Annotated in this window: 20 protein-coding genes; 11 read left to right on the top strand and 9 right to left on the bottom strand. The window is 73.4% G+C overall.

Translation table 11 applies throughout. The features are described 5' to 3' along the window. Positions 1-66 precede the first annotated feature (66 nt). Positions 67-1848 carry a 3-hydroxyacyl-CoA dehydrogenase family protein gene (locus KJS59_RS26975; RefSeq protein WP_213456091.1) on the top strand — a complete coding sequence of 594 codons (1782 nt, stop codon included), beginning with the start codon at positions 67-69 and terminating at the stop codon, positions 1846-1848. Positions 1849-1851: 3 nt separating this feature from the next. Here KJS59_RS26975 and KJS59_RS26970 read toward each other — a convergent pair whose 3' ends face one another. Continuing rightward, positions 1852-3198 (bottom strand): hypothetical protein, encoded by a 1347-nt coding sequence (locus tag KJS59_RS26970; protein WP_213456089.1) that lies wholly within the window; start codon positions 3196-3198, stop codon positions 1852-1854. 159 nt (positions 3199-3357) lie between these two features. On the opposite strand from KJS59_RS26970, the gene KJS59_RS26965 reads away from it, so the two are divergent. From KJS59_RS26965 to KJS59_RS26925, 9 genes are all read left to right on the top strand, one after another. Continuing rightward, positions 3358-3657, top strand: a complete 300-nt coding sequence (locus KJS59_RS26965) for a hypothetical protein (protein ID WP_213456087.1) — start codon at positions 3358-3360, stop codon at positions 3655-3657. Between the two features lie 16 nt (positions 3658-3673). Then, positions 3674-4519, top strand: a complete 846-nt coding sequence (locus tag KJS59_RS26960; RefSeq protein WP_213456085.1) for an alpha/beta hydrolase — start codon at positions 3674-3676, stop codon at positions 4517-4519. A 175-nt stretch (positions 4520-4694) separates the two neighbouring features. Further along, positions 4695-5771: a hypothetical protein gene (locus KJS59_RS26955; RefSeq protein ID WP_213456083.1), complete on the top strand. Its 1077-nt coding sequence runs from the start codon at positions 4695-4697 to the stop codon at positions 5769-5771. Further along, positions 5768-7144, top strand: coding sequence for an O-antigen ligase family protein (locus KJS59_RS26950; protein ID WP_213456081.1), 1377 nt, complete (start codon positions 5768-5770; stop codon positions 7142-7144). Before KJS59_RS26955 ends, KJS59_RS26950 begins: the two co-directional genes overlap by 4 nt. 196 nt (positions 7145-7340) lie before the next feature. Next, positions 7341-11150 (top strand): DUF4082 domain-containing protein, encoded by a 3810-nt coding sequence (locus tag KJS59_RS26945; RefSeq protein WP_213456079.1) that lies wholly within the window; start codon positions 7341-7343, stop codon positions 11148-11150. Between the two features lie 125 nt (positions 11151-11275). Then, positions 11276-12247: a glycosyltransferase family 2 protein gene (locus KJS59_RS26940; protein WP_213456077.1), complete on the top strand. Its 972-nt coding sequence runs from the start codon at positions 11276-11278 to the stop codon at positions 12245-12247. Continuing rightward, complete coding sequence (locus KJS59_RS26935; protein WP_213456075.1) at positions 12244-13269, top strand: ABC transporter ATP-binding protein; 1026 nt, start codon at positions 12244-12246, stop codon at positions 13267-13269. The genes KJS59_RS26940 and KJS59_RS26935 overlap by 4 nt, the downstream gene beginning before the upstream one ends. Beyond that, entirely contained in the window at positions 13266-14126 is an 861-nt protein-coding gene (locus tag KJS59_RS26930) for an ABC transporter permease (protein ID WP_213456073.1), read from the top strand. The genes KJS59_RS26935 and KJS59_RS26930 overlap by 4 nt, the downstream gene beginning before the upstream one ends. 22 nt (positions 14127-14148) lie before the next feature. Then, a complete protein-coding gene (locus KJS59_RS26925; RefSeq protein WP_213456071.1) occupies positions 14149-15339 on the top strand; it encodes a rhamnosyltransferase WsaF family glycosyltransferase in 1191 nt (396 codons plus the stop codon). A gap of 14 nt (positions 15340-15353) precedes the next feature. On the opposite strand, the gene KJS59_RS26920 is transcribed toward KJS59_RS26925, so the two are convergent. The 7 genes from KJS59_RS26920 to KJS59_RS26890 are packed head-to-tail and all read right to left on the bottom strand — an operon-like array spanning position 15354 to position 22680. Then, positions 15354-16373 carry a TolB-like translocation protein gene (locus tag KJS59_RS26920; protein WP_213456069.1) on the bottom strand — a complete coding sequence of 340 codons (1020 nt, stop codon included), beginning with the start codon at positions 16371-16373 and terminating at the stop codon, positions 15354-15356. Beyond that, positions 16370-17614, bottom strand: a complete 1245-nt coding sequence (locus tag KJS59_RS26915) for an MFS transporter (protein ID WP_213456066.1) — start codon at positions 17612-17614, stop codon at positions 16370-16372. The genes KJS59_RS26920 and KJS59_RS26915 overlap by 4 nt, the downstream gene beginning before the upstream one ends. Positions 17615-17617: 3 nt before the next feature. Next, positions 17618-18727, bottom strand: a complete 1110-nt coding sequence (locus KJS59_RS26910) for a DegT/DnrJ/EryC1/StrS family aminotransferase (protein WP_213456064.1) — start codon at positions 18725-18727, stop codon at positions 17618-17620. Positions 18728-18741: 14 nt separating this feature from the next. After that, positions 18742-19377, bottom strand: a complete 636-nt coding sequence (locus KJS59_RS26905) for an acetyltransferase (protein ID WP_213456062.1) — start codon at positions 19375-19377, stop codon at positions 18742-18744. Beyond that, entirely contained in the window at positions 19374-20531 is a 1158-nt protein-coding gene (locus KJS59_RS26900; RefSeq protein WP_249714940.1) for a DegT/DnrJ/EryC1/StrS family aminotransferase, read from the bottom strand. The genes KJS59_RS26905 and KJS59_RS26900 overlap by 4 nt, the downstream gene beginning before the upstream one ends. Then, a complete protein-coding gene (locus KJS59_RS26895) occupies positions 20528-21598 on the bottom strand; it encodes an NAD-dependent epimerase/dehydratase family protein (protein WP_213456060.1) in 1071 nt (356 codons plus the stop codon). The genes KJS59_RS26900 and KJS59_RS26895 overlap by 4 nt, the downstream gene beginning before the upstream one ends. After that, a complete protein-coding gene (locus tag KJS59_RS26890) occupies positions 21595-22680 on the bottom strand; it encodes a Gfo/Idh/MocA family protein (protein ID WP_213456058.1) in 1086 nt (361 codons plus the stop codon). The genes KJS59_RS26895 and KJS59_RS26890 overlap by 4 nt, the downstream gene beginning before the upstream one ends. Before the next feature lie 297 nt (positions 22681-22977). Between KJS59_RS26890 and KJS59_RS26885 the strand changes: the two genes are divergently transcribed. Next, complete coding sequence (locus KJS59_RS26885) at positions 22978-23577, top strand: DapH/DapD/GlmU-related protein (protein ID WP_213456056.1); 600 nt, start codon at positions 22978-22980, stop codon at positions 23575-23577. On the opposite strand, the gene KJS59_RS26880 is transcribed toward KJS59_RS26885, so the two are convergent. Further along, complete coding sequence (locus KJS59_RS26880) at positions 23574-24938, bottom strand: hypothetical protein (protein ID WP_213456054.1); 1365 nt, start codon at positions 24936-24938, stop codon at positions 23574-23576. The two genes, KJS59_RS26885 and KJS59_RS26880, sit on opposite strands and share 4 nt — an antisense overlap. Positions 24939-25048: the final 110 nt, after the last annotated feature.

The raw sequence follows: 25048 nt of genomic DNA, 5'->3' as shown, positions 1-25048 counted from the left end.
GCCGTGGGGGTCAAGCACCGGGCCCTGGCTTGGGTACCGTCTGGTAACCGGAGTGAGGGAGGCGGCGTGGCGCGCGAGATCAGGACCGTCGGCGTGATCGGTCTGGGGACGATGGGTGCCGGGATCGTCGAGGTGTTCGCCCGCAACGGGCTGGACGTCGTCGCGGTCGAGGTGACCGACGCGGCACTGGAGCGCGGCCGGGCGGTCCTCGCCGGCTCGACGGATCGCGCGGTGGCGAAGGGCAAGCTCAGCGTGCACGAGCGGGACGCCCTGCTCGGCCGGGTCACCTTCGCGGTGGGGCTGCCGGCGCTGGCCGACGCCGACCTGATCGTCGAGGCGGTGCCGGAACTGCTGGCGCTGAAGCGGTCGATTTTCGCGGAGCTGGACCGGGTGGCGAAGCCCGAGGCGATCCTGGCGACCAACACGTCCTCGCTGTCGGTCACCGAGGTGTCGGTCGCCACCCGCCGGCCGCATCAGGTGATCGGCGTCCACTTCTTCAACCCGGCGCCGGTGATGAAGCTCGTCGAGGTCATCCGCACGGTGGTGACCGCGGACGACGTGGTCGCCGACGTGGAGGCGCTGTGCGCGCGGCTCGGCAAGGTCGACGTGACGATCAATGACCGGGCGGGGTTCATCGCGAACGCGCTGCTGTTCGGGTACCTCAACCAAGCGGCAGCGATGTACGAGGCGAGGTACGCCAGCCGCGAGGACATCGACGCCGCGATGAAACTCGGGTGTGGGCTGCCGATGGGGCCGCTCCAGCTCCTGGACCTGATCGGCCTGGACACCGCGTACGAGATCCTCGACACGATGTACCGGCGCGGCGGGCGGGACCGGCGGCACGCCCCGGTGCCGCTGATCAGGCAGATGGTGACGGCGGGGCTGCTGGGGCGCAAGTCCGGGCGCGGCTTCTACACGTACGCGAAGCCGGGCTCGTCGCAGGTGGTCCCCGATGGGCTGAGCGGGGCGGCCGCGGGCGCCGAGGGAGCCCGGCCGATCGCGAAGGTCGGCGTGGTGGGCTCCGGGACGATGGCCGCCGGCATCGTGGAGGCCGTCGCCCGCGCCGGGTACGAGGTCGTCTCGGTGAGCCGCGGCGCGGAGCGGTCCCAGAAACTGCTCGGGGCGGTGCAGGCGTCGCTGACCGAGGGGGTGGTGCGTGGCCGGGCCACCGAGGCGGAGCGGGACGCGGCGCTGGGGCGGGTCACCTGGTCCGCCGTGCCGGAGCACCTGGCGGACGCGGACCTGGTGATCGAGGCGGTGGTGGAGGAGCTTCCGGTCAAGCGGGCGCTGTTCGCCAGCCTGGACGAGATCTGCAAGCCGGGCGTGGTGCTGGCCACGACCACCGCCAGCCTGCCGGTGATCGAGTGCGCGATGGCGACCGGGCGGCCGGCGGACGTGGTCGGGCTGCACTTCCCCAACCCGGGGTCGCGGATGGGGCTGGTCGAGGTGGTGCGCACGATCCGCACGTCGCCGGAGACGGTGGCCACCGCGCGGGCCGTGGTGGCGGCGCTCGGCAGGACCGGCGTGACCTGCGCCGACCGGTCCGGGTTCGTGGTGAACGCCCTGCTGTTCCCGTACCTGAACGACGCGGTGAAGATGCTCGAGGCGTCGTACGCGACCGCGGACGACATCGACAACGCGATGAGGCTGGGCTGCGGGTACCCGATGGGCCCGTTCGACCTGCTGGATTCGGTCGGGCTGGACGTGGCGCTGGCGATCCAGCGGGCGTTGTACCTGGACGTGCGCGAACCCGGCCTCGCGCCCGCGCCGCTGCTGGAGCAGCTGGTCACGGCGGGCTACCTGGGGCGCAAGACCGGGCGCGGGTTCCGGGACCACATGCGGCGGTAGGGGTCAGGGGGCGATCCGGTAGACGTGGTGGCCCCACGGCGTGAAGTCGTCCCGCCACCTGCCCTCGGCGTCGGCGGGGACGGTGCGGTTCTCGCCGACCACCTCGACCCGCTTGCCGGCCGCGGCGGCCACCCGGAAGGTGGCGCTCCGCTTCTGGCCGGAGTTCTCGGCGGCCACCACGTAGTGGCCGTCGGCGTTGGCGCGCAGGACCGCGTCCGCGTCGGTGACCGTGAGGCCGGCCGGCTGGCGCTGCGCGTTCAGGATCGGGGCCAGCCGCTTGAGTTCCGCGTTGACCCGGGTGACCACGGCCAGCGTCTCCGGGTGGTCGAACAGGCCGTCCTCGGTGAAGCCGTCGGGGTGGAAGTCGTGCGCGAAGTACACGATGCCGTTCGCGCCGTGCGCCAGCATGCTCCAGACCGCGTACTCGACGGTCTCCGGTGTGATCGTGCCGTCCGTCGAGTAGGGCGGCCAGGTGCCGGGGTTGTCCTTGAACGGGTGGCCGGTCTCGACGAAGCCCCAGGCGGGCTTGGCGGGGCCGCAGAGGTGGCGCAGGTTGTCGATGATCTTGCCGTAGTGCGCGGGGGTGTGCGTCCCGGCCGGCTCGTAGCCGTCGGTGGCGGCGTAGAAGTCGGCGGACGAGATGTCGACGTTCGCGCAGTACCGCCTGAGGCCGGCCGCGTCGTCGTGGCCCCCGACCCACGGGTAGCGGGCGAATGCCTTGCCCCAGTTGTTGTAGACGGGGCGGGTGGAGTCGGTGCGGTGCAGCTCCATCGCGAGCGAGTCGACCTCCTCCGGGGTGATGTGCCGCGGGTCGGTGCTCATGTCCTGCTCGTCGCCGAGGTGCAGGCCGGCCAGCGCCTTCGCGGCGGGCAACTCGCGCGCCTGCGCCGCCTGCCGGGTGGTGCCGCCGGCCGCGAACAGGTACATGCCGTGCTCGCGGATCGTCGCCAGGCGGTCGTTCGCGTCCTCCCGCTCGGGGAAGTCCCACTGGCCGGCGAAGACGGTGAAGCCCGCCGCGCGGTAGTTCGCCGCGTTCACCCTGCCGTTCCGCTCCCGCCGCGGGTCCTGGAGCCAGACCGCGATCGGGAAGAAGCCGGGGTCCGCGGGCAGGCCGTTGGACCACTTCGCGTAGTACCTCGGCGTGAACTCGCCCGTATCCGGCAGGTGCAGCTTGCGCGAGGGCGGTGCGCCCTCCGGGGTGGCGCCGGCGGGGGCCGCCGGAGTGCCCGTGGCCGTGGCGCCTTCCGGTGCGGCGGCTTCACCGGGGAGGGTCAGGGCCAGCACGCCGACCGCCAGGGCGGCGGCGACGCCCGCGCCGAGCAGCGTCTTCTTGCGGGTGGCGCGGTCCATCGGGAGCCTTCCGGTCGCGGGCGGTGGCACCGGCGCCGGTCCGCGCGCCGGGCCGGTCCGCCGATCGTAGTGAGGCGAACGAGGCCGCCGGCCGCCGAAACGGCCGCACCCCGGGTCCGACATCCGACACCGTTCACCGTACGGACGTACTCTTGGGGAATGCCCCGCCGGAACCGCCGTGACGACGCTGGCCAGCCGCTCGACCAGGACCTGGCCCGGCGCGGCGTCCAGGCGGTCCAGGCGTGGTCGGACGGGGAGTGGTTGGTGCGCGCCATCCCCGGCAAGGCGTCCGTCAAGACGTACCGCTGCCCCGGGTGCCAGCAGGAGGTAGCGCCGGGCGTCGCGCACGTGGTCGCGTGGCCCGCGGACGGGCGGGGCGACGCCACCGACCGGCGGCACTGGCACAGCGGGTGTTGGCGGTCACGGGACCGCCGCCGCCCGACGAGCCGGTACTGGTAGCGGGGAGGATGGTGCGGTGAGCACCCTCATCCGCGCCAACTCGATCCTGCCCGGCCGGCGGGAGGACATCGAACTGCACACCGCCGACGGGTTGACGCTCGTCGGCGAACTGGCCCTGCCGCCGGCGGGCCGGCCCCCGGTCGCCACCCTGATCTGCCTGCACCCGCTGCCCACCCACGGCGGCATGATGGACAGCCACGTGTTCCGCAAGGCGGCGTGGCGGCTGCCCGCGCTGGCGGATGTGGCGGTGCTGCGCTTCAACACCCGGGGCACCGGCAGCGTCCGCGGGACCAGCGAGGGCGCGTTCGGCCAGGCGGTCGGCGAGCGGTTCGACGTGGCCGCGGCGATCGAGTACGCGGAGTTCGCCGAACTGCCCGCCCGGTGGCTGCTCGGCTGGTCGTTCGGCACCGACCTGGCGCTGAAGTACGGCTGCGACCCGGGCGTGACCGGCGCGATCCTGCTCTCGCCGGCGCTGCGGTTCGCCACCGGGGCCGACCTGGCGGTGTGGAACGACTCCGGCAAGCCGGTCACCGCCCTGGTGCCCGAATTCGACGACTACCTGCGTCCGGCCGAGGCCCGCGAGCGGTTCACCGCGATCGCCCAGGCCGAGGTGGTGGGCGTCCCGCGCGCGAAGCATCTCTGGGTCGGCGACGCCGAGACGGTGCTCGACGAGGTGGTTCGCCGGGTGGCGCCGGCGGTGCCGGTACCGCTGCCGCGCGAATGGGACGGCCCGATGGAGTACGGCGACGCCTCGGCGTACGCGGACCGCACGGTGGCCGCCTTCGCGGACGTGCCGGTCGCCGGCCCGGCCCAGCGGGACGCCGTCGACCACCCGACGCGGCGGAACGCCGGGAACGCCTGAACCCGCGGCGATCCGTTCGCTGCGTCCTCATTGTCCGGTTGGCCCGGTGGTGGATGTCGGGATGTTGACTGGCCGGCCACCATCCGGTCAGGTCATCCTCTACCTGGGGCGATTGCACGGCGACGGGCCACTTTCCTAGCCTTGTGGATGCTTCACCTCATCGTCGGTCGTCAGCATGCGCGATGGGTTCGCCCACGAGAGGACAAAAGTGGACTTCTGGGACCTGACGAAGCTGTTGTTCCGGCGGTGGTACGTCGCGGTCCCGCTGCTGCTGCTCTCCCTTGCCGGGGCGGCCTCCGTCGCGGTGACGGTGCGGCCCGACTACGTGGCGACCAGCTACGTGCAACTGGTGCCGCCGACCGCGCCCGAGGCGAAGCCGGGCGAGCAGCCGCCCACGCCGCGCAACCCGTGGTTGTCCATGGGACTGGGCTCGCTGAGCGGCGCCGCCACGATCACGGTCTCCGACTCCACCGTGCTCAAGCAGCTCAAGGCGAAGGGGTACAGCGAGAACTTCACGCTGAAGATGGAGGGCCAGCTGCCGATCGTCAAGATCGAGGTGATCGGCGACTCGCCGGAACAGGCCGGCGACACGGCCCAGGAACTGGTGCGGCTGCTCGACGAGAACGTCAACGCGCTGCAGGCCAAGTACAACGTGGCGCGGCAGGATCTGATCGTCACGCAGCGGCTGGATCTCGGTGACAACCTCAGTGAGAGCTCGTCCAAGGTCAAGCGCGCGCTGGTCGCGGTGGCCGGCGCCGGCGTGCTGCTGAGCGCCGGAGTGACCATCGCCACCGACGCGTGGCTGCGCAAGCGGGCCCGCCGGCGGAACGATCCCGCGGGCGGAGCCGACCCGGACGGGGACGACCCGAAGGCCGCCGACAGCGGGCCGGCACCGGAGGAAATCGGGTACGCGCGGGTGGCCAAGGCGGGCGGGGCGGTCGGCCAGAGCCAGGTGCTGGTGCCGACGATTCCGGGCGGCGCGGCCCAGGAGGAGCCGCCGACCAGGCGGCAGGCGGCCGCCCGGGTCCCCGGGCGGGGCGGTGACGGGCGGGTCGACTACCGCGGCGGCGAGCCGGTTGCCCCGGGGCAGCGGGTACCGGGGGTGAACGCCCCGGTCGCGCCGGCCAGGCGGGAGGACGCCGCCGACGACACCAGCGTCCTGTCCATGATCCCGTCGGACGCCACGGTGATCCTGCCGCTGTCCCACAACGAGGACTGGAACACGCCCCCGAACGGGAGAGCCCGCCGTTGACCGCCCGGGCGGTGCACCTGGCCGACCTGGAACCATCGCTGATTCGGGAGCGCACGTACGTCACCCGGCGCCGGTACACGCGCATCGACGCCGCGGTGCTGCTCAGCGCGATGATCTGCCTGCTGGACCTGATTCCGGCCAGCCTCATCCTGCCCGGCATGACCGACATCGGGCGGCCGGCGCTGCTGGTCGGCATGCTGCTGTGGTTCTGGTGGGTGCTGGCCCGGCTCAACCCGCGACTGGTGATGGTGGGCCCGCAGCCGATCCGGTGGGCGGTGCTCATCTACGGGCTGTCCGTGTTGATCTCCTACGCCGTCGGGTTCCTGCGCGGGCTGAACGAGATCGAGGCCAACGGCGCCGACCGCGCGATGATGAGCGTCGCCGTGTTCACCGGGGTGATCCTCACCGCGGCCGACGGTATCCCGAACTGGGAGCGGCTGCGCGGCGTGCTGCGGGTGATGGTCCTCTGCGCGCTGTTCATGGCCCTGGTCGGGCTCATCCAGTTCACCACCAAGGTCGACCTGACCGAGTACCTCATGGTCCCCGGGCTACAGGCGAAGGGCTGGGTGCCCGACTTCGCCGCCCGCGGCGCCGGTGACTTCTTCCGGGTCGCGAGCACCGCGACGCATTACATCGAATTCAGCACCGTGATGGCGATGACGCTGCCGCTCGCCATCCATTTCGCCATTTTCTCGCCGACCCCCAAACGCCGCCGGTTCTTCATTTTCGCCTCGCTCGTGATCGCCGCGGCGGTGCCGGTCGCGCTGTCCCGGACCGGGATTCTCGCGCTGCTGGTCGCCGTCGCGGTGATGGTTCCGGTGTGGGGCTGGCGGTTGCGGTACAACGTGCTCGGGTTCGCCGCCGTGCTCGGCGCGCTGCTGATGGTCGGGCGGCCCGGCCTGCTCGGCACCCTGCGGGACATGTTCACCAACGCGCAGGAGGATTCCAGCATCCAGGCGCGGACGGAGCGGTACGGCCTGGTGGGTTACTACTTCGCCCAGCGGCCGTGGCTGGGGCGCGGCACGGGTACCTGGATCGCGCCGCAGTATCAGATCCTCGACAATCAGTGGTTGGCCCTCGCGCTGAGCAACGGCATGGTCGGCGTCGCGGCCCTCGCCGTGCTGCACATCACCGCGGTCGTGCTGGCGATCATCGCGCTGCGCCGGTCCGACCGGGAGGGGCGGCACCTGTGCGCCGCCCTGATCGCCGCCCAGCTGATCGCGGTCGTCGGCGCGGCGACCTTCGACTCGCTCAGCTTCACCACCTTTTCCACTACCCTGGCCCTGATGACCGGTTTCTGCGGCACGGTGTGGCGTTTCACCCATCCCGCGCGGACGGTGCGCACGTCGACGCCCCGCTGGTTCGCTGACTGAGTCGCCAGGTGTCGGAAACAGGACTGCATTTTCCGCGGGTCGGGCACCCTCCAACCAAAAGGTTGAGCCGTCGCCGTCCAGTTCGCGCGGCATCCCGGGTGGACGATTCATTGTCGGTACTTCGCGGCTTGTATAGCGTCACCGTGATCGCGGGGGTGATCATTCCTGGCCGTGATGCGTGTGTGGGGGGCGTCTCGTGAACAGAGTGCAGGCCGGACGGGTGTCCGGGGGTCGCCGGCCGCGTGTCGGGGTCGGTGGGCTGCTGCTGAACCGCCGCGCCACGGCCGCGGTGGCGCTCGTCGCGGTGGCCCTCAGCGGCGCGGTCGCGCTGCCCGCGGCGCGGGCCGCCGCGGCCGACCCGTGTGCCGCGCCGGTCCAGGTGATCGCTTGCGAGAACACCAAGGCCGGCACGCCCGAGTCGGAGTGGAACATCACCGGCTCCGGCGACGAGGACCTGCAGGGCTTCGCCGCCGAGATGAGCGTCAACGTGGGCGAGACCGTGCACTTCAAGGTGACGGCGAACGCCTCGTACAAGATCGAGATTTACCGGCTCGGCTACTACAACGGCGCCGGCGCCCGCCTGATCACCACGGTCACGCCCATCTCGCCCCGCCCGGCGAACAGCACGAGCAGTTGCGTGACCGACCCCACCACCGAAATCTTCGACTGTGGCGGGTGGGCGGTATCCGCACAGTGGGCGGTGCCGTCGACCTCCGTGTCGGGCGTCTACATCGCCCGGTTGAAGCGGGACACCGGCGATGGCGACAGCCACATCCCGTTCGTCGTGCGCAATGACGCCAGCCACTCCGACCTGATTTACCAGACGTCCGACACCACCTGGCAGGCGTACAACACGTTCGGCGGCTCCAGCTTCTACACCGGCGCCGCCAACGGCCGCGCCTACAAGCTGAGCTACAACCGGCCGTTCGCCACCCGTGACGTCGGCAACGGCCGCGACTTCCTGTTCAGCAACGAATACCCGATGATCCGGTTCCTGGAGCGCAACGGGTACGACGTCAGCTACCTCAGCGGCATCGACACCGACCGCCGCGGCGGCCTGCTGACCAACCACAAGGTATTCCTGTCGGTCGGCCACGACGAGTACTGGTCCGGCCAGCAGCGGGCCAACGTGGAGGCGGCCCGGGACGCGGGCGTGAGCCTCGCCTTCTTCAGCGGCAACGAGGTCTACTGGCGGACCCGCTGGGAGAACAGCCAGGACGGCACCGGCACCCCGTACCGGACGCTGGTCTGCTACAAGGAGACCTGGGCGGACGATCACATCGACCCGACCGGCGAGTGGACCGGTACGTTCCGGGACCCCCGGTTCACCCCGCCGGCGACCGGCGGCGGCGCCCCGGAGAACGCGTTGACCGGCACGATCTACATGGCCAACCACGACGACCTACCCATCCAGGTCCCGGCGGAGCAGGGCAAGCTGCGGATCTGGCGCAACACGACGGTGGCGAACCAGTCGGCCGGCCAGACGATGACGCTGGCGCAGCACACGGTCGGGTACGAGTCGGACGAGGACATCGACAACGGCTTCCGCCCGGCGGGCCTGATCCGCCTGTCGACGACGACCGGCAGCACCCCCGAGTACCTGCGCGACTTCGGCAACACGGTCAGCCCGGGCACGACGACCCACCACATGACCCTGTACCGGGCCGCGAGCGGTGCGCTGGTGTTCTCCGCCGGCACGATCCAGTTCGCCTGGAGCCTGGACGCCAACCACGACGGGCTGACCGACCCGGCCGACTCGCGCCTGCAGCAGATGACCGTGAACCTGTTCGCCGACATGGGCGCCCAGCCCGCGACCCGGATGAGCACGCTGGTCGCGGCGACCCCGTCGACCGACTCGACGGCGCCCACCGTCACGATCACCGCCCCGGCGAACGGCGCCGGCGTCGTCAACGGCGGCCAGGTGACCGTTCAGGGCACCGCGACCGACACCGGCGGCCGGGTGGCGGCGGTGGAGGTCTCCACCGATGGCGGCGCCACCTGGCACCCGGCGAACGGCACGTCGACCTGGTCGTACAGCTTCTACACCAACGGGCTCGGCAGCCAGACGGTGCTCGCCCGCGCGGTGGACGACAGCGCGAACATCGGCCCCGCCAGCGCGCCCCGCACGCTCACCCTGACCGGCCCGAGCACGATGTTCGGCGCCCGGGTCCCGCAGGTGCCGGCCATCAACGACGACCAGCCGGTGGAGCTGGGCGTGGCGTTCGTGCCCCAGGTGGACGGGCTGATCACGGGCGTCCGGTTCTACAAGGGGCCGGGCAACACGGGTACCCACACGGGCAGCGTCTGGTCGCCCGGGGGAACCCGGCTGAAGACCGGCACGTTCGCGAACGAAACCGCCTCGGGATGGCAGACGCTCACCTTCTCCAGCCCGCTGGCGGTCGGCGCCGGCACCACGTACATCGCCTCGTACTACGCGCCGCGCGGCGGCTACGCCGGCGACCCGCTCCAGTTCAGCTACGGCGACCTGGACGTCAACCCGCTGACCGTGAAGCGGTCGACCGCCGCGTCGGGCAACGGGCTCTACCGGTACGGCAGCGGGCTGCCCGACCAGTGGTACCGGGACACCAACTACTACGTGGACGTGACCTTCCAGGCCAGCGCCAACACGCCGCCGAGCGTCATCTCCGTCTCCCCGCTGGACGAGGCGAACGGCGTGAGCGCCGCGGTGCGGCCGCAGGCGGCGTTCTCCAAGGCGCTGAACACCGAGAGCATCGAGTTCACCCTGACGGACGGCACCGACGCGACCGTCGCCGGCTCGGTCGGCTACGACGGCGCCACCCGGACGGTCACGTTCACGCCCGCCGAGCCGCTCGCCGCCGCGCAGACGTACACGGCGACCGTCCAGGCGCGGGACACCGACGGGCACTCGCTGGACGCGCCGTACACCTGGACCTTCACCACGGACGTGGACGCGACCCTGACGAAGCTGTTCGCCACGGACGCGGTACCCGGGAACGCCACGTCGGACGACCCCCAGTCGGCGGAGTTGGGCGTGAAGTTCACCCCGGTCGTTGACGGTTACGTGGTGGGCGTGCGGTTCTACCAGGGCCCCGGCAACACGGGTACGCACACGGGCAGCCTCTGGCGCCCCGACGGCACCCGGCTGGCGCAGGCGACGTTCCCGGCCTCCAGCGGTGGCGGATGGCAGGTGGCCGCGTTCACCCCGCCGGTGCAGGTGACGGCCGGCACCACGTACGTGGCGTCGTACTTCGCGCCCAACGGCAACTACTCCTACGACACCGACTTCTTCGACGCGACCTGGACGAACGGGCCGCTGAGCGCACCGTCGGGTGCCAACGGCGTGTACGGCTACGCCGCGCAGAGCACGTTCCCGACGCAGAGCTTCCAGTCGTCCAACTACTGGGTGGATCCGCTGTTCTACTCCGGCGCGGGTACGCCGCCGCTGCCGACCCCGTCCACCTCGCCCAGTCCCACGGTTTCGCCGACGCCGTCGCCGACGGAGACCGAATCGCCATCGCCGACGCCGACGCCGACCGTGACCTTCCCGCCGGTCGTGTCGATCTTCGACGACTCGGCCGCCCCGGCCACGGCCAGTTGGGACGACACCAGTCCGGTGGAGGTGGGCGTCCGCTTCCACGCCGAGGTCGCCGGGAAGGTCACCGGGATCCGGTTCTACAAGGGCGGCGCGAACACCGGCACGCACGTCGGTTCGCTATGGACGGCTGGCGGACAGTTGCTGGCCAGCGGCACCTTCGAGGGCGAGACTGCTACCGGGTGGCAGACGCTCACCTTCACCGCGCCGATCGACCTGCTGGCGAACACCGAGTACGTCGCCTCCTACCGCGCGCCTAACGGCGGGTATGCGGTGACCGCGAACACGTTCGCCGCCGGGGCGTTGCACAACCCCCCGCTGCATGTCCCGCCGACGGGGGCGATGTACACGTACGAGGCTCCGGGCACCTTCCCGAGCAACACGTCGAACCACAACTACTGGGTCGATGTCGTGTTTGAGCCGAACAGCTGACAGCGAGCCCGCGGGCCGGCCAGTGCGCGATCGCCGGCCGGCCCGGCGGGTCCGACGCCCGCGTGGACATGGGGAGGAGCCGGGGCGATGAGCGACAGGTATACGGAAGGTCCGGGGCGGCCGGCATGAGTGGGCGGGTCGCGCCCAGGCCGCTGGCCACCCGGCCCACGGTCTCCGTGGTGGTGCCCTGCTACAACTACGGGCACTACCTGCCGGAGTGCGTGGCGAGCGTGCTGGACCAGGACGCCGTCGAGGTGGACGTGCTGGTCATCGACGACGCGTCGCCGGACGGCAGCGCCCGGGTGGCGCACGACCTGGCCGCGGCTGACCCGCGGGTGCGGGTGATCGCGCACCAGGCGAACCGGGGGCACATCGCCACCTACAACGAGGGCCTGGCGCTGGCCAAGGGCGAGTATGTGGTGCTGCTCTCCGCCGACGACCTGCTCACCCCGGGGTCGCTGGCCCGGGCCACCGCGCTGATGGAGCACCACCCCGAGGTGGGCCTCGTTTACGGCTTCTCGCCGGTGTTCGGTGCCAGCCGCCCGCGGCTGCGCACGCGGGTCCGCTCCTGGTCGGTGTGGCCGGGGGAGCGGTGGCTGGAGCTGATCTGCCGGCGCGGGCGCAACCCGGTCGCCACCCCCGAGGTGGTGCTGCGCACCGGCCTGATGACCGAACTGGTGGGGTACGACGCCCGGATGCCGCACGCGGCCGACTTCTTCCTCTGGCTGCGGGCGGCGGCGCGGGCCGGCGTGGGCCGGGTCAACGGCGCCGACCAGGCGTTGTACCGGGTGCACGGCGAGAACATGCACACCTCGGAGCGGTTCGCCGGCGCCCTGAAGGACATCGCCGAGCGGCGGCGGACCTTCGAGACGTTCTTCGCCGAGGACGGCGTGGCCCTGCCGGCGGTGGGGCGGCTGAGCGCGATGGCGGGGGCGGCATTGGACGCGCAGGAGCGGGCAACCCGGCGCGAACTGGCGCGGGGCGGGCGGGCCGGGGTGGCCGGCGACGTCAGCCGGGCGGCCGGCGCGCTGATGGACAAGGTGCGGTGGCGGCAGTTCCGCCGCGACGGGATTTTCGGGCGAGGGTGGTCGATGTGACGGGGACCGTGCGGACCGGCGAGGACGTCATCGTCCTGGCCGGCCTGACCAAGCTGTACGAGCCGACGCCCCGGTGGATGCGGCTCTTCGCCCGGACGCACATCACCGAGCCGGTGCGCGCGCTGGACGGCGTGGACCTCGTGGTCCGCGCGGGCGAGATCTGCGCCGTGGTCGGCCCCAACGGCGCCGGCAAGACGTCGATGTTCCGGATCATTGTCGGCCTCACGGACGCGAGCGGGGGCCGCGGCAGCGTGCTCGGCCTCGACGTCGGCACCGACTCGGAGCGGATCCGCCAGGTGGTCGGCTGGATGCCGGCGGAGGACCGCAGCCTGCTGATGCGGGCGACCGCCCGGGAGAACCTGCTGCTGCACGGGCGGTTGCAGGGCATGCGCAAGCACGAGTTGGTCGAGCGCATCCCGCACGTGCTGGCCCAGGTGAACCTGACCGCGCAGACCGAGTCGGTCGTCGCGGGCCTGTCCGCCGGGATGAAGGCGCGGCTGCGGCTGGCCCGGGCGCTGCTGCCCGGCCCGCGGGCGCTGATCCTCGACGAACCGACCGGCGCGGTGGACCCGATCGCCGCGCACGAGTTGCTCACGCTGATCATGGGACTGGTCGAGCGGGAGCGGCTGGCGGTGCTGATCTCGTCGCACCGGCTGGAGGAGATCGAGGCGCTGCGGTCGCAGGCGCTGCTCATGGAGTCCGGCCGGGTCAAGTACCACGGCGACCTGGACAGCCTGCGCGACCGGTGGGAGCGCCCGCAGCTCGAACTCGTCTTCACCGACCCGGAGGTGGCCGGGCGGGTCGCGGCGGAACTCGTCGCGCAGGGGCTGACGGTGACGGCGGAGGGCGCCGCGGTGCGCTGCCGCCCGCACGGCCGGAACCCGGTCGGCCGGGTGCTCGCCGGCCTCGGGAGCCACACCGCCGCGCTGGCGCACGTGCGCGAGATCCCCATGCCGTTGCGCGACCTGATCGCGCAGGTCTACACGCGGGGCGGCGACCTCGCGGGAAGCGGAACCCGATGAGCGCGCCCACCACCCTGGCCACCGGCGCCGAGCCGGCCTACCCGTCCGCGGTGCGCGACCGGGCGTTCCGCCGCAAGGTGCTGGACACGCTCGGCGCCTACATCCGGATCGACCTGGTCGAGGAGCGGATGTTCCCGGCCTCGACGATCCTGCGGTACGTCGCGGTGGTGTTCCCGGTGCTGCTCTACTACTTCCAGAGCAGCTTCTTCGCCTTCAGCGACCAGCAGTTCATGCTGATCCTGATCGGCGCGGCGGTCACCGCGGGGTTGCAGGACGCGCTGACCGGGCTGACCCAGCGGCTCCAGTTCGCGCAGGAGCGCGGCACGCTGGAGACGTACCTGGTGGAGCCGGTGCCGTGGGCGCTGATCCCGGTGGCGATGAACATCTGGCGCAGCATCACCGGCGCGGTGCTGGCCTGCGTCATGGTGGGCACCGGCTGCCTGCTCGGGGCGCCGATCGAGGCGGCGTCGATCCCGGCGGCGCTGCTGGTGCTGTTCCTCGGCATCGCCGCCTGCAACGCGGTGGGCACGTTCGCGGCCAGCTTCCTCATCCTGTTCAAACGCGGCGAGCCGGTCATCATGCTGTACAGCCTGGCCGCGGGCGTGCTGGGCGGCACCCTGTTCGCGGTGAGCGTGCTGCCCGGCTGGATCCGCTGGGCCAGTTATCTGGTGCCGCACTACTACGTCATCAGCGCCGAGCGGCAACTGCTGATGGCCGACCCGCCGGCCGACGCGATGTCGCCCCTGGTGGCGACCGGCATCCTCGTCGCGTTCTGCGTGGTCGCCTTCGCGGTCGGGCTGGCCGTGTTCGACCGGTCGCTGCGCCTGGCACGCCGGTTCGGCATCCTCAGCATCTGACCACGAGCGGGAGAGGTAGCCCATGAGGAGCTCAGGGGAGGCGCTGCGCGTGCTGCGCCGCGACGGCGCGCGGGGGCTCGCGCGGCGGGTGGCCCGGGTGGCGTACCGGCGGCTCGGCAGCGCGGCGCTGGAGTTCCCGCTCGCCTTCGCCGACGTGGCCGACTCGCGGGATCTCCGGCTCGCGGTGCCGGCCCGGCGGCCGGCGCGCGGCACGCCGTTGACCATCGGGTGGATCTGCACCCCGCCGGCACCGGGCAGCGGTGGTCACACCACGTTGTTCCGGATGGTCGCCGCCGCCGAGGCGGCCGGGCACACCTGCGTGCTGTACCTGTACGACCGGTTCGGCGGTGACCTCGCCCGGCACGAGGCGGTCATCCGCCAGGGCTGGCCCGAGATGCGGGCCGAGGTGCGTTCGGTGGACGCTGGCCTCGCCCCGCTCGACGCGTACGTCGCCTCCGCCTGGCCCACCGCGCACGTCCTGGCCTCGCGCCGGGACCTGCCCACCCGGCGGCTGTACTTCATCCAGGACTACGAGCCCTTCTTCTACCCCCAGGGCTCCGAGCACGTGTTGGCCGAGGACACCTACCGATTCGGCTTCCGGGCCATCACGGTCGGCGGGATGATCGCCGAGATCCTCCGGGCCGAGTTCGGCGTCGCGGCGGCCGTCGCCGAGTTCGGCGTCGACACCTCGGTCTACCGGCTGGCCGGCGGCGCCGGCGACCGGCGCAACGTGGTCTTCTACGCCCGGCCGGACGTGGCCCGCCGCGGCTTCGCCGTCGGCGCGATGGCGCTCGGCGAGTTCCACCGCCGGCACCCCGACTACCGGATCCACCTGTTCGGCGACCCCGCCGCGGAGGTGCCGTTCGTGGCGACCCGGCACGGCAGCCTGCCACCGGCGCGCCTGGCCGAGTTGTACAACACCTGCGTGGCGGGCATTGCGCTGTCGTTCACGAACGTGTCGCTGGTGCCGGACGAGATGCTGGCCTGCGGGGCGATCCCGGTCACCGGGCAGTCGGCGTACGCCCGCGCCTGCTTGGACAACCCGTACGTGCGGTGGGCGACGCCCACCCCGCTGGGGTTGGCGGACGCGCTGGACGAGGCCATCGCCGCGGGCGCGGCGCCGGCCGACATCGCGGCCAGCGTGCGGGGCCGGTCGTGGGAGGACGCGCAGCGGGTCACCGTGGCGACCATCGAGGACGAGGTGTACGGCTGACCTGCCGGGCGGGGTCAGCGCACGACGGCGGGGGACCAGGCGTTCTGGACGAAGACCCGGGGGGTGCCGGAGCCGTCCGCCGGGGTGACCCACACGTCGCTGGTGGCCACGCCGTTGCCGGCGGTGCGTGGCAGTCCATACAGGACGTTGGCGTCGTCCAGCCACTCGGCCTGGTCGTCGACGCTGTGCGTCTCGGCCAGCACGGTCTCCCTGCCGGTGGCCAGGTCGTAGACGGCCAGGCGCCACTGCCCGTGCGGCAGGTCGCCGTGCTTCTTGAAGGCGATCCGGGTCTTGTCGGGGGACAGGGACGGGCATTCCACGTCCTCGCGCAGCGCCGTCGCGGTGCGGGCGGAGAGGCTGCCCCGGACCAGCCAGGTCTTCCTGCCCGAGGCGGCGGTGGCGTAGAACGTGTCGTCGTCGGCGAACGTGACGCCCCAGAAGTTCCGGTCCACGGCGGTCACGGTGCGCCCGTCCACGATCAGTGTGAAGCTCTCGATGTCGCCGACGACCTCGCCCCGGGCGCGGGTGACGATCGTGCGGGTGGAGAACTGCCCGGGGTTGGTGTACGAGTCGCCGTACACGAACGTGGTGGTGGCCACCAGCGAGCCGTCCCGGGAGAGGCGGGCCCGGCTGGGCAGGCCGGTCAGCGGCAACTCCCGGCTGGGCGCCCAGGCCCGGTCCAGCAGCGCCGCGCGGTAGGTGGTGACCAGGCCGCGCTCCGCGCTCAGGCAGACGGTCTGGTCGGCGGTGGCGTAGACCCGCTCGCAACTGGCGCCGGTGAACGCCCGCGGGCCGGCCGGGTCGCTGAGCGGCACCACCGCGACCTCGCCGTAGCCGGTACCCAGGGCGGTGCTGCGGAAGACCAGGTGCGGCTCGGCGACCACGGCGTTCGCGTCGGCGAGGGTGGCGACCGGCGGCGCGGACGCGCGGGCCCGCTCCTGCCGGTGCCGCTCATACAGGACGTACCCCGTGGCGCCGGCGGACGCGATCAGCACGATCGCCACGAGGGCGGCGACCCGGGCGCGCAGACTCACCCGGCAAGTCTCGCATCCACGCCCCTGAGCAGGGCGTAGGCCAGCGGAATCGCCCCGGCGAGCAGGCCCGCGACCACGAGCAGGGCGGTGCCGCGCCCGGTGGCGTCCCACAGTGCGCCGAAGCCGAACGCGGCGGCGAAGCGGGCCACCGCCACCACCGTCTGCGCGGCGGCGATCCCGGTGCCCCGCGCCTGCGCGGTGACGAGCCGGCTCACCAGCGCCGGCAGGACGCCGTCGGTGGCCGCGTAGAAGGTGCCGAGCAGCAGCAGGACGAGCACCGTGAAGAGCAGCCCGCCGGCCGGGCGCGCCGCCAGCAGGTACCCGACCAGCAGCGCGACGTGCCCGCCGACCAGGACGGTCGCCTTGCCGATCCGGTCCGCGAGCCGGCCGAACGGGACGGCCAGCGCCAGGTACGCCACGTTCGTGCCCACGTACAGCAGCGGGAAGTAGAGCGAGGCGAACGCGTCCCGCTCCTGGAGCGACAGGTACAGGAACCCGTCGCCGACGGTCAGGACGCCGAGCAGCCCGGCGGCGAACAGCGGCCGGCGCAGCCGGGGGCCGGTGGCCTCCCGCAGCAGGGTGCGCAGCCCGGGGCCCCGGCCCGCCGCGCCGGTGCGCCGGTTCGGCACGAACAGCACCAGCACGGCCACGCCGGCCAGGGCCACCGCGAACGACACCACGAAGATCGAGTTGTAGCCGGCCGGCACGGCCAGCAGCAGCCCGAACGCGACCAGCGGGCCGATCGCGGCGCCGATCGTGTCCAGGGTGCGGTGCACGCCGAAGGAGCGGCCCAGTGTGGCCGGGTCGGACGCGTCGGCGATCAGCGCGTCCCGGGGCGCGGTCCGCAGGCCCTTGCCGAGCCGGTCCGCGGTGATGACCGCGGTGATCGTGGCGAAGCCGTGCACCGGCAGCATCGCGATCCGGCTCAGCGCCGACACCCCGTACCCGAAGACGGCCACCCACTTCGGGTGCCGGCCCCGGTCGCCGGCGTAGCCGCCGGCGATCCGCACCGCCGCGCTGACCCCCTGGTAGACCCCGTCGAGCAGGCCGTACGCGGCCATCGTGAGGCCCACCTGGGCGGTCAGGTACAGCGGCAGGACCGAGGCGACCATCTCCGACGAGACGTCGGTCAGCAGGCTGACGACGCCCAGCAGGACGACCGTCGTGGCGACCCGGCGGGCCGCCTTCGGCGCGGCCCCGGTGGCTTCGCCGCCCGGCCGGTCGCGGAGCGAGACGTACATGCCTTATCGCAGCGCGGTGGCCAGTTCGGTCACCACCCGCTCCTGCTGCGCGGGGGTGATCTGCGGGTAGATCGGCAGCGAGAGGATCTCGGTGGCGGCGCGCTCGGCGTGCGGGAACGCGCCCCTGCCGTACCCGAGGCCGGCGAACGCGGGCGTCAGGTGCACCGGGTACGGGTAGTGGATGCCGGCGCCGATGCCGGCGGCGTTGAGCCTGCCGAGTACCTCGTCCCGGCGGGCCGGCGTGCCGTCGCCGGGGATCCGCACCACGTACAGGTGCCAGACGTGCTCGTTGCCGGCCAGGGTCACCGGGCGAACCACGTCCAGGCCGGCCAGCAGCGTGTCGTACCGGGCGGCGGCGGCCCGCCGGGCGGCGTTCGCCCGGGCCAGCCGGGCCAGCTTGGCCCGCAGCACGACCGCCTGGAGCCCGTCCAGCCGGCTGTTCATGCCGATCAGCTCGTGCATGTACTTCGCCAGGCCGCCGTGGCTGGCCAGCGTGCGCACGGTCCGGGCCAGGCCCGCGTCCGCGCTGGCGACCGCGCCGGCGTCGCCGTACGCGCCGAGGTTCTTGCCCGGGTAGAAGCTGGTGGCGACGATCCCGCCGGTGCCGGCCTGCCGGCCGTGGCGGGTCGCGCCCTGCGACTGGGCGCCGTCCTCCACGATCGGCAGGTCCGTGCCGGCGCGCAGGGCCTCGACCGGCGCGAGCTGCCCGTACAGGTGCACCGGGGCGAGCGCCCGGGTCGCCGGGGTGATCGCGGCGAGCGCGGCGGCGGTGTCGATCAGGTACGTCTGCGGGTCGCAGTCCACCAGGACGGTCCGCGCGCCCGCCCGGGCCACCGCCTCCGCGGTCGCGACGAACGTGTTCGCCGGCAGCACCACCTCGCCGCCCGGCCCGACGCCGACCGCGCGCAGCGCCAGCTCCAGCGCGTCGGTGCCGTTGGCCACGCCGACGACGTGCGGCACGCCGGTGAACCCGGCGTACTCGGCCTCGAACGCCGCCACCTCGGCGCCCCCGACGAACGCGGTGTCCGCGATGACCCGCTTGAACCCGGCCTCGACCTCCTCGGCCACCTCGGCGTGCGCCGCGGCCAGGTCGACGAGCGGAATCTTCGACATGTGCCTCTCCCTGCTCACTTCACATCCCTGAGGTACCGCGCCGGGTTGCCCACCCAGACCTGGCCCGGCGGCACGTCGCGCAGCACCACCGCGCCCATGCCCACCTGGGCGTACTCGCCGACGGCGACGGACTCGCGGACCAGGCAGCCGGCGCCGAGGTAGGCGCCGGACCCGATCCGGACACCCCCACCGAGCCGCACGCCGGACGCGACCGTGGCGAAGTCGCCGACCACGTCGTCGTGGGTCAGGACCGCCTGCGGCATCACCGCCACGTGCGCACCGACCGCCACGTCGGCGGTCAGCACCGCGCCGGCCAGCAGCACGGTGCCGGGGCCGAGTACGCAGCCGGCCGGCACCGAGGCGGCCGGGTGCACGATCGTGGCGTACCGGTCGGTGGGCAGGGCCAGCCGCCGCACCAGCCCGGTCCGCACGTCGAACGCGCGGGGGTTGCCGACGCAGACCACGACCGCTGCGCCGGGTGGCACGTCGGCGGTCCCGCCGAGGATCGGCACTCCACCACGGACGGTCCCGGGCAGCGCCGGGTCGTCGTCCAGGAAGCCGAGCAGGTTCCAGCGATCGGTGGCGCGAACGGCGGCGGCCGTCTCCCGGGCGAAGCCGCCCGCGCCGACGATGACGAGGTCGCGCCTCACCGGCCCGGCGCTCGGCTGGACAGCGCACGCAGCACGCCGACGATCCGGTCCTGGTCGTCCCCGGTCAGGTTGTGGTGCAGGGGCAGGATCAGGGAGTTGCGGGTCAGCCGCTCGGTGACCGGCAGCGCCGGCGGGTGCGCCTCGGCGTACGCCGGTTCGAGGTGGGCCGCCATGATGCCCCGGCGGGCCGAGACGCCGGCCGCGGCGAGCGTGCTCAACGCCTCGTCCCGCCCCGCGCCGAACTCGTCGGTGAGCAGCACCCAGAACGACTGGAAGTTCGTCCGCCCGTACGCCGGATCGCGCACCGGGACGGCGCCCGGCACGTCGGCCAGCAGCGCCTGGTACCGGGCGGCCAGGTCGCGGCGCTGCGCCACCAGCCCGGCCAGCCGGCCCAACTGGACCAGCCCCACCGCCGCCTGGATGTCGGTCATCCGGTAGTTGAACCCGGTCTCCAGGTACGCCTCCAGCACGGGCTGGGCGCTGGCGTGCCGGTCCGCCGCGGAGACGTTCATGCCGTGTTCGCGCAGCCGCCGCCCGCGCACCGCCCACTCCTCGCGGTCCACGGTCACCATGCCGCCCTCGCCGGTCGTGATGACCTTCCGGGGGTGGAACGACCAGGCCGCCACCGCCGCCCCCGCGCCCACCGGGGCGCCGTACGCGGTCGACCCGGCCGCGCAGGCGGCGTCCTCGACCAGGGCCACGCCCCAGCCGTCGGCCGCCGCCCGCAGCGCCCGCACATCGAACGGGACGCCGCCCTGGTGCACCGCGATGACCGCCCGGGTGCGCGGGGTGCGCACCGCGTCGACCGTCTCGACGGTCACGTTGCCCGTGGTCAGTTCCACGTCGGCGAAGATCGGCGTGGCCCCGCAGTACCGGACCGCGTTGGCGGTCGCGATGAACGAGAACGACGGCACGACGACCTCGTCGCCCGGGCCGACCCCGAGCAGGACCAGCGCCAGGTGCAGCCCGGTGGTGCAGGAACTGACCGCCACGCCGTGCCCGGCGCCGACCGCCGCGGCGAACCGGCGCTCGAACTCCGCCACCCGGGGGCCCTGCGCCACCCAGCCGGAGAGCACCGCCTCGGCGGCGGCGCGCGCCTCCTCCTCGCCCAGCATCGGCTGCATCACCGGGATGCGCCGCTCGACCGCCGTCACCGAGCCGACCCTTCGGTCGCGACCGCGCTCCCCGCGAGCTCGCTCCGCGCCTGCCCGGTAGCCGGCGCCTCGTTGACGAGCCCCTCGGTGACCCCGGCCGCCCGCGCGGCCCGCCACCACCGGACCAGGCCCTCCAGGCCCTCGTGCAGCCCGATCTCGGCCCGGAAGCCGAGCCGGTGGGCCGCGTGCTCCACCTCGGCCAGCCGGCGGGTCACGCCGTTGACCGCGCGGGCCGGGCCGTGCACCGGTGGCGCGTCGAACTCCATCACCTTGCTCAGCGCCTCGGCCAGCTCCCTCAGGCTGGTCTCCACGCCGCTGGCCACGTTGAACACCTCGTCGGTGGCGTCCGCCTCGGCGGCCAGGATGTTCGCCCGGGCGATGTCGGCCACGTGCACGAAGTCCATGGTCTGCAACCCGTCACCGAGGATCAGCGGCGGCGTGCCCGCCTCGATCCGCTCCATCCAGCGGATCAGGACCTCGGTGTAGAGGCCGTGGATGTCCATCCGCGGCCCGTACACGTTGAAGTAGCGCAGCGCCACGTAGTCCAGCCCGTGCATCGCGTGGAAGCTGCGCAGCATGCCCTCGTTGAACGCCTTGGCCGCCCCGTAGAACGTGTCGTTGTCGTACGGGTGGTGCCGCTCCGGCGTCGGGAACTGCTCCGCCAGCCCGTACACCGACGCGGACGAGGAGGCGATCAGCTTCCGCACACCGCCCGCGACCGCCGCCTCGACCACGTTGAACGTGCCGTCGACCAGCACCTCGTTGGCCAGCCGGGGCTCCTCGGCGCACTGCGTGATCCGGATCGCGGCCAGGTGGAAGACGAGATCCTTGCCGTCGCTGGCCCGGTGCACCAGCTCCACGTTCCGGATGTCGCCCTCGACCAGCTCGACCCGGCCCGAGGCCAGCGCCCGGTCCAGGTTGGCGCGCCGGCCGCGGACGAAGTTGTCCAGCACCACGACCTCGGCCGCGCCGCCCGCCACCAGCAGGTCCACCACGTGCGAGCCGATCGTGCCGGCCCCGCCGGTCACCAGCGCCCGCGCCCCGGCGATGGGCACCCCAGCCGTCATCGGTCGTCCTCTCCCAGTTCGATCATCACGCCACCCTCGGCCAGGCTGCGCGAGGCGGCCTCCAGCACGGCGAGCACGCGCAGCCCGGACCGGCCGTCGGTCAGCGCCGGGCGGCCGCTGCGGATCGCCGTCGCGAACTCCTCGACCATGGTGCGCAGCGCCTCCCGCTCGGGCAGCGCCGGGGCCACCATGTCGCCGCTGCGGTACGAGATCAGCATCTGCTGGCGCTCGTCCGCGCCCAGTTCCTCCGGCGCGGCCACGTCCACGCCCCGGTCGAAGACCGACAGCCGCTGCGCCGGGTTCAGGTCGTCCCAGACCAGCGTGCGCTTGGACCCGCCGATGATGGTGGTCCGCACCTTGACCGGGGAGAGCCAGTTCACGTGGATGTGCGCCAGCCCGCCGTTGCTCAGCCGCAGCGTGAGGTAGGCCACGCAGGAGCGGCCGGCGCCGATCGCGTCCGCGCCGTGCGCCGCCACGGCCACCGGGCGGACCCCGTCCGGCAGCACGAAGTCCAGGATGGACAGGTCGTGCGGGGCTAGGTCCCACATCACGTCGATGTCCCGCTGCACCAGCCCCAGGTTGATCCGGACCGAGTCCAGGAACTGCACCTCGCCCAGGTCACCGCCGCGCACCAGTTCGCGGATGCGCAGCACGGCGGGGGTGTAGCAGTAGGTGTGGTCGCACATCAGGGTCAGCCCCCGGGCGTCCGCCTCGCCGGCCAGCTCGCGCCCGTCCGCGTACGTCGCCGCGAGCGGCTTCTCGACCAGCACGTGCTTGCCCGCGCGCAGGGCGGCCGCCGCGACGTCCAGGTGGGTGCCGGCCGGGGTGGCGACCGCGACCGCGCCGACCCGCGGGTCGGCCAGCACCTCGGCCAGGTCGTCGGTGACCGCGACGGTGGAGTAGCCGCCCAGCACCCGCTCGGCCTGGGAGCGGTCCAGGTCGCACAGCCAGTGCAGGCGGAAGCTCGGCGAGCCCTGGAAGTTGCGGACCAGGTTCGGACCCCAGTAGCCGGCCCCCACGACGGCCACGCCGATGGGTTCCTCGGCGGGCGGGCCGGCGGGCGCGGCGGGCAGTGCGCTCATGATCCTCGTTTCGCTGAACGGGCGCCTGGGCGAGGGGCGCGCGGGAGTGCGTGCGGATCCTCGACCGCGCCGAAAAGTTATCTCCGCTGGTAGTGACGCCACAGATCAGTGACGGAAATCCGGCAGAGCCAGCGCCCAAGGCGGTACCTTCGGCCGGTTGGCGCCGGACTACCGGCCACCTACCGTGCTCCCGACTGGAGATGGCGGAAGGACGAACGCCCATGAGCGAGCGCCAGCGAGCGCATCGGTGGCTCGTGTTCGGCGAATGCCACCGCCGAGCGGCAGCGAGGTGACGGCATGAGCAGCGACGCCCGGGTGACGGCCAGCGCCGATGTGGACGGGCGGGCCGAGATCGGCCCCGGCACCACCGTCTGGCACCTGGCGCAGATCCGCGAGGGCGCCACGGTGGGCGCGAACTGCACCATCGGCCGGGGCGCGTACGTGGGCCCGGGGGTGCGCCTCGGCGACAACGTCAAGCTCCAGAACTACGCGCTGGTGTACGAGCCGGCCCGGCTCGGCGATGGCGTGTTCATCGGCCCCGCCGCGGTGCTGACCAACGACGAGTACCCGCGCGCGGTCACCCCCGAGGGCCGGCCGAAGACCGCCGACGACTGGACCGCCGTGGGCGTCACGATCGGCGCGGGCGCCAGCGTCGGAGCCCGCGCGGTGTGCGTCGCCCCGGTGACCGTCGGCCGCTGGGCGCTGGTCGCCGCCGGCGCCGTGGTGGTCCGCGACGTGCCGGACTTCGCCCTGGTCGTGGGCGTACCGGCGCGCCGCGTCGGCTGGGTCGGCCGGGCCGGCGTGCCACTGTCGAGCAAGGGTGACGGCGTGTTCGTGTGCCCGCGCACCGGCGAGGAGTACGCCGAGACGGACGGCGTGCTCCGGGAACGCTCCTAACCGGTCACGTAGTCACAGGGGAGGTTCGCGCGCCACGCGTCCTCGCCGGCCGGCGGGATCGGCAGCGCGACCCGCTCGGCACCGTTCGCGCACGCGACCCGGGCGCGGTCCAGTTCGGTGCTCCAGCGGGGGCCGTGGGCGCGCGGGTTGTCCACCCGGAGGTTGACCGCGCAGACCAGCGCCAGCAGGGCGGCCAGCGCGTACAGCGGGAGCCGGCCGCGGGTGCCGGTGCCGGGGCGGAGCAGGGCCGCCAACGCGGTCACGACGAGCATCGCGGGCGCCGCCGCGTACCGGAAGGTGGCGGTGCCGCTCAGCAGGACCGGTAGCGCGTACAGGGCGGCCGCGTGCAGGCCGGCGACGGCGGCCAGGACGCCGTGCGGGCGGGTCAGCCGCAGCACCGCGGCCAGCACCGCGCCGGCCACCAGCAGCCAGGCCAGCCCGGCCAGCGCCAGCCAGCGGGCGTCGACGCCGGTGCCGAGCCAGCGTTCGCCGATCAGCGCGCCGGGTACCGCCCGCAGGACGAAGCCGGAGGCGGCGAGCACCGGGTCGGGGGTGAGCTGGCGCGAGCTGGAGCCGCTGGCGAGGCCGGCCACCTGGAGGGCCAGGCCGGCGCCGAGCAGCCCGGCGAGGGTGCTCCCGTAGCGGTCCCGGCGCCCCTGCGGGGTGCGGCGCAGCACCCGGGCGAGGGCGAGCGGGACGAAGACGAGGGTGAGGATGTCGCTGGCCGCGACCGCGAGCACCACCGCCCCGGCGAGGACCCGGCCGGCGCGGCCGCGCGGGGTCCAGACGAGCATCCAGAACAGCGCGTACAGGCCGTACCAGTGCAGGTTGGCGATGGAGTTCGGCAGCTCGTCCTGGGCCAGCGGGACGACCACGACCACCGCGGCGGCGAGCGTGCGGGCCAGGGGGCTGCGCAGGTGCGCCCCGCTGGCGGTGTGGACCAGGACGGCGGTGGCCGCTACCAGCAGGGCCGCGGTCACCGCCAGGACCGCCGCGGCGGCGCCGGCGGGCGCCAGCGACGCCAGGCCGGCCACCAGGCGCGGTACCACGTGGTAGTAGCCGGCGTAGGAGGTGCCGAGGGCGGGCAGCGGTCCGTTGTCGACGGCCTGGCCGAGGAAGACCTGGCCGTCCTCGGCCCAGACGGTGTCCAGGGCGCCGGCGCCGGGCTGGCGGGCCAGGCTGATCGCGGTCCCGGCGGCCGCGGCGGCCAGCGCGAGGGCGATGGCGCGCCACCCGGGGCGGGCGGCCGGCTCGGCGGTGGGGAAGAGGGCGGCGCCGCCACCGCGCAGCCGCGCGCGCCAGCCCGGCTCAGCGGGGGCATCGGCCGGGGTGGGCGGTGGCTGTGCGGTGACGGCCGTCATGGGTGGTCGCTCACAGCCGTCCGTCGCGCACGGCTTGGGTGACCCATGGGATGACCTCGTCGAGCATCTCGTCGAGGGTGGTGGTGGCTTCGAAACCGAGCACCTCACGA

It is taken from the genome of Rhizomonospora bruguierae, assembly GCF_018397995.1.
Taxonomy (GTDB): Bacteria; Actinomycetota; Actinomycetes; order Mycobacteriales; family Micromonosporaceae; genus Rhizomonospora; species Rhizomonospora bruguierae.
Note: the sequence above shows the minus strand (reverse complement) of the source record. Positions and strands in the feature narration are given on the sequence as shown.

Excerpts from the sequence above, each read along its gene's own strand:
- KJS59_RS26930 (WP_213456073.1), top strand. The coding sequence starts at position 13,266 with ATGAGCGCGCCCACCACCCTGGCCACCGGCGCCGAGCCGGCCTACCCG.
- KJS59_RS26910 (WP_213456064.1), bottom strand. The coding sequence starts at position 18,727 with ATGTCGAAGATTCCGCTCGTCGACCTGGCCGCGGCGCACGCCGAGGTG.
- KJS59_RS26895 (WP_213456060.1), bottom strand. The coding sequence starts at position 21,598 with ATGACGGCTGGGGTGCCCATCGCCGGGGCGCGGGCGCTGGTGACCGGC.
- KJS59_RS26955 (WP_213456083.1), top strand. The coding sequence starts at position 4,695 with ATGCGCGATGGGTTCGCCCACGAGAGGACAAAAGTGGACTTCTGGGAC.
- KJS59_RS26915 (WP_213456066.1), bottom strand. The coding sequence starts at position 17,614 with ATGTACGTCTCGCTCCGCGACCGGCCGGGCGGCGAAGCCACCGGGGCC.
- KJS59_RS26970 (WP_213456089.1), bottom strand. The coding sequence starts at position 3,198 with ATGGACCGCGCCACCCGCAAGAAGACGCTGCTCGGCGCGGGCGTCGCC.
- KJS59_RS26890 (WP_213456058.1), bottom strand. The coding sequence starts at position 22,680 with ATGAGCGCACTGCCCGCCGCGCCCGCCGGCCCGCCCGCCGAGGAACCC.
- KJS59_RS26925 (WP_213456071.1), top strand. The coding sequence starts at position 14,149 with ATGAGGAGCTCAGGGGAGGCGCTGCGCGTGCTGCGCCGCGACGGCGCG.
- KJS59_RS26940 (WP_213456077.1), top strand. The coding sequence starts at position 11,276 with ATGAGTGGGCGGGTCGCGCCCAGGCCGCTGGCCACCCGGCCCACGGTC.
- KJS59_RS26885 (WP_213456056.1), top strand. The coding sequence starts at position 22,978 with ATGAGCAGCGACGCCCGGGTGACGGCCAGCGCCGATGTGGACGGGCGG.
- KJS59_RS26880 (WP_213456054.1), bottom strand. The coding sequence starts at position 24,938 with ATGACGGCCGTCACCGCACAGCCACCGCCCACCCCGGCCGATGCCCCC.
- KJS59_RS26965 (WP_213456087.1), top strand. The coding sequence starts at position 3,358 with ATGCCCCGCCGGAACCGCCGTGACGACGCTGGCCAGCCGCTCGACCAG.